Origin of the sequence: Polaromonas sp. (assembly GCF_031411155.1) — a bacterium.
Taxonomy (GTDB): domain Bacteria; phylum Pseudomonadota; class Gammaproteobacteria; order Burkholderiales; family Burkholderiaceae_C; genus Polaromonas.
In genome coordinates this window covers 1-3,607 of record NZ_JANOAL010000153.1, presented here as the reverse complement: position 1 = coordinate 3,607, position 3,607 = coordinate 1, and the positions used below count along the sequence as shown (strand labels likewise).

Genomic DNA, 3,607 nt, shown 5'->3' with positions numbered 1-3,607 from the left:
CTGGGCCGGCGCCACGCCGACCACGTTGCGGTCGCCGATGCGGATCGCGCCTTCGGTGGGTTCCTCCAGGCCGGCAATGATGTTCAGCAAGGTGGACTTGCCGCAGCCCGATGGACCGACCAGGATCAGGAACTCGCCCGGGGCCACGTCGATGTCGATGCGCTTGAGCACTTCGACGGTTTTGTCGCCATTGCCGAAGGTTTTACGGATGCCAGAAATTTTGAGTGCGGATGCCATGTGCTTATCCCTTGACGGCGCCGGCCGTCAGTCCTTTAACGAAATACTGCCCTGCCAACACGTAGATCAGCATGGTGGGCAGGCCCGCGATCACGGCAGCCGCCATGTCCACGTTGTAGTTTTTCACGCTGCTACTGGTGTTGACCATGTTGTTCAGGCCCACGGTGATGGGCTTGCTGTCGGCGCCGCTGAAGGCCACGCCAAACAGGAAGTCGTTCCAAATGTTGGTGAACTGCCAGATCAAGGTGACCATCACGATGGGCGTGGACAGCGGCACGATGATGCGAAAGAAGATGCGCCAGAAACCCGCGCCGTCAATGCGCGCGGCGTTGACCAGTTCCTTCGGCACGGCGGCATAGTAGTTGCGGAAAAACAGCGTGGTGCCCGCCAGGCCGGCCAGGCAATGCACAAAGATCAGGCCGCCGACCGAACTGGAAATGCCCAGCCAGCCCAGCACCTGGCTCATCGGCAACAGCACCACCTGAAACGGCATGAACACGCCAAACAGCATGAAGCCAAACAGCAGGTCGCTGCCGCGAAACCTCCACAGGCTCAGCACGTAGCCGTTGATCGCGCCCCACAAGGTGGAGATCAGCACCGCCGGGAACACGATCAGCACCGAGTTCCAGAAGAAGGGTTGCAAGCCCCGGCAGTCGGTGCCGGTGCAGGCGCTTGACCAGGCCAGCGTCCAGGCCTCGAAGTTCAGGCCGTGCGGCAGACTCAGCAAATTGCCGTTGCGGATTTCCTCGGCGTCCTTGAACGAGGTGGCCAGCATCACATACATGGGCGCCAGAAACAGCACCGCCGCCAGCAGCAGCACGCCGTAGATCAGCAGCCGCGAAAAGTTCTTAGCGATCATGGGGTTTGCTCCGCAGTTCACTGTACAAATAGGGCACCACGATGGCCGCCACGGTGGCCAGCATCATGGTGGCGCTGGCCGCGCCCAGGCCAATCTGGCCGCGGGTAAAACTCATCACATACATGAAGGTGGCGGGCACGTCGGTGGCGTAGCCGGGGCCGCCGCCGGTCAGGGCCATCACCAGATCGAAACTCTTGATCGACAGGTGCGACAACACCATGACGGTGGAGAACACCACCGGCCGCAAAATCGGCAAGATGATGCGCCAGTAAATGCGCGGCAGGCTGGCGCCGTCGATCTGCGCGGCCTTGATGATGCTGTCGTCAATACCGCGCAGTCCGGCCAGAAACAGCGCCATTGCAAAGCCGGCCGACTGCCAGATGCCGGCAATCACCACGCAGTAGATGGCGGTGTCGCTTTGCACCAGCCAGTCGAAGCTGAAACTGCTCCAGCCGATGTCGTGCATCAGCTTTTCCAGCCCCAGGCTGGGATTCAGCATCCATTTCCAGGCGGTTCCGGTGACGATGAAGGACAGCGCCATCGGGTACAGATAAATGGTGCGCAGCCAGCCTTCGGCGCGCACTTTCTGGTCCAGCACAATCGCCAGCGCCATGCCGATCAGCATGGAACCGCCGACGTACAGCACGCTGAAGATGCCCAGGTTCTTCAGGGCCAGCCACCAGCGGTCCAACTCCCAGAGTTTGGCGTACTGCTCCAGACCGGTGAACTCGTCGTAGTTGGGCAGCATGCGCGAAGCGGTCAGGGATAACACCCCGTTCCAGATCATCAGCCCGTAGATAAAGGCAAAGCCCAGCACAAAGCCCGGCGCGATCACCAGCTTGGGCAAGGTCCGCTCAAAGGTCGGTTTCATGGGAGTGACTCTCCAGAAAAAGAGGAGGCCCTCATCCCGCAGGCGAGATGAGGGACGTGCGAAGGGCGCTACTTATTTTGTCGCAGCAGCGGAGGCAATCGTCTTCATGGCATCCGCCACGCTGATCTTGTCGTTGTTCCAGAACTGGCTGACGGCGTCCTTGATCGCGCCTTCAGCCGCCGGGCTGACGGCCATGCCGTGGGCGATGGAAGGCACCAGGCTGCCGGTCTTGGCGGTGTCCACGAAATCCTTGGCAGAAGTCTTGGCGCAGTCGTCAAACTTGTCCATCTTCATGTTCAGACGCACCGGGATGGAACCCTTGTTGAGGTTGAACACTTCCTGGAACTCGGTGCCCATGATCGCCGCAGCCAGGTCGCCCTGGGCTTTTTGCGCATCGGCGGCTTTCAGCTTGAACATGGCGAAGGAATCGACGTTGAAGGTGAAGGCGCTGGCGGTGCCGGGAGCGGCGGCACACAAAAAGTCCTTGCCCGGCACCTTGCCGGCGGCCAAAAACTCGCCCTTGGCCCAGTCACCCATGAACTGGAAACCGGCCTTGCCCTGCATCACCAGCGCGGTGGTCAGGTTCCAGTCGCGCCCGGCGGAGGCGGGGTCGGTGTAGCCCTTGATCCTGCGGAAGGTTTCCAGCGATTTTTTCATGGTGTCGCTGCCCAGCGCCTTGGCATCAAGCTTGACCAGCGCGTCGTTGTAGAACTTGGCACCGCCCACGCCCAGCACCACATCCTCAAAGGTGGTGAAGTCCTGCCAGTTCTGGCCACCGTGGGCCACGGCGATCAGGCCGGCGGCCTTGATCTTGTCGGCGGCGACAAAAAACTCGTCCCAGGTCTTGGGCATGCCGGCCACACCGGCCTTTTTCAGCACCTCGGGGTTGGCCCAGACCCAGTTCACGCGGTGCACGTTGACCGGCGCGGCGACGTAATTGCCCTTGTACTTCATGACATCGGCGACGGCCTTGGGCAGCAGGCTGTCCCATTTCTCGGCCTTGGCGGTGGCGTCGAGGTTGGCCAGCACGCCTTCGGCGGCCCATTCCTGAATCGCCGGGCCCTTGATCTGGGCGGCAGCCGGCGGGTTACCCGACACCACACGGCTTTTCAGCACGGTCGCGGCATTGTCGCCACCGCCACCGGCGACGGCAAAGTCTTTCCAGACATGGCCCTTGGCCTGCATGATCTTCTTGAGTTCAGCCACCGACTTGGCTTCGCCGCCCGAGGTCCAGTAATGCAGCACTTCCACCTCACCGGCTTGTGCAGACACGGCCACGGTGGCAAGTAATACGGCAGCCGTCAGGCTTGAAATCTTGAACATGTTGTCTCCTGATTCGCCCCGTTTGGCACATCAGGCCCGGGGCATGTTAACTCCGGCCAACACCATGCTCGCCGAATTAATTAATTATTCATTAATCTTTCGGATGGATTCATAGGACTTACCCGTAGTCCGGCCCCTGTATCACGTCATCACGTCATCACGTCATCACGTCATCAGGATCATGCCACCAGCGCCAGCGCGCCGTAGTCGCCCACCTTGTCCTGCAGGCCGGCCGGCAGCAGCGCCAGGCCCTGCGTCAGCGCCGGCAGCTTGCCGCTGATCTGCGACTGCAGCCTAGGCAGCAGGTAGTCGCGGTG

The 3,607-nt window shown here is 61.3% G+C and carries 4 protein-coding genes and 1 pseudogene; all 5 read right to left on the bottom strand.

Annotation, left to right across the window (positions count from 1 at the left end; genetic code table 11):
* The coding region (locus RMO23_RS10180) for an ATP-binding cassette domain-containing protein (protein WP_309681085.1) at window positions 1-237 on the bottom strand (237 nt) is incomplete at its 3' end.
* A gap of 4 nt (window positions 238-241) precedes the next feature.
* Window positions 242-1,096 (bottom strand): carbohydrate ABC transporter permease, encoded by an 855-nt coding sequence (locus RMO23_RS10175; RefSeq protein ID WP_309681082.1) that lies wholly within the window; start codon window positions 1,094-1,096, stop codon window positions 242-244.
* On the bottom strand, window positions 1,086-1,967 hold the full coding sequence (locus tag RMO23_RS10170; protein ID WP_309681081.1) for a sugar ABC transporter permease: 882 nt from the start codon (window positions 1,965-1,967) through the stop codon (window positions 1,086-1,088). The genes RMO23_RS10175 and RMO23_RS10170 overlap by 11 nt, the downstream gene beginning before the upstream one ends.
* Window positions 1,968-2,039: 72 nt before the next feature.
* Window positions 2,040-3,290: an ABC transporter substrate-binding protein gene (locus RMO23_RS10165; protein WP_309681079.1), complete on the bottom strand. Its 1,251-nt coding sequence runs from the start codon at window positions 3,288-3,290 to the stop codon at window positions 2,040-2,042.
* A gap of 179 nt (window positions 3,291-3,469) precedes the next feature.
* A pseudogene (locus tag RMO23_RS10160) lies at window positions 3,470-3,607 on the bottom strand (ROK family protein); the annotation flags it as partial.

Coding starts and splice junctions, on each gene's coding strand:
- RMO23_RS10170 (WP_309681081.1), bottom strand. CDS start 1,967: ATGAAACCGACCTTTGAGCGGACCTTGCCCAAGCTGGTGATCGCGCCG.
- RMO23_RS10165 (WP_309681079.1), bottom strand. CDS start 3,290: ATGTTCAAGATTTCAAGCCTGACGGCTGCCGTATTACTTGCCACCGTG.
- RMO23_RS10175 (WP_309681082.1), bottom strand. CDS start 1,096: ATGATCGCTAAGAACTTTTCGCGGCTGCTGATCTACGGCGTGCTGCTG.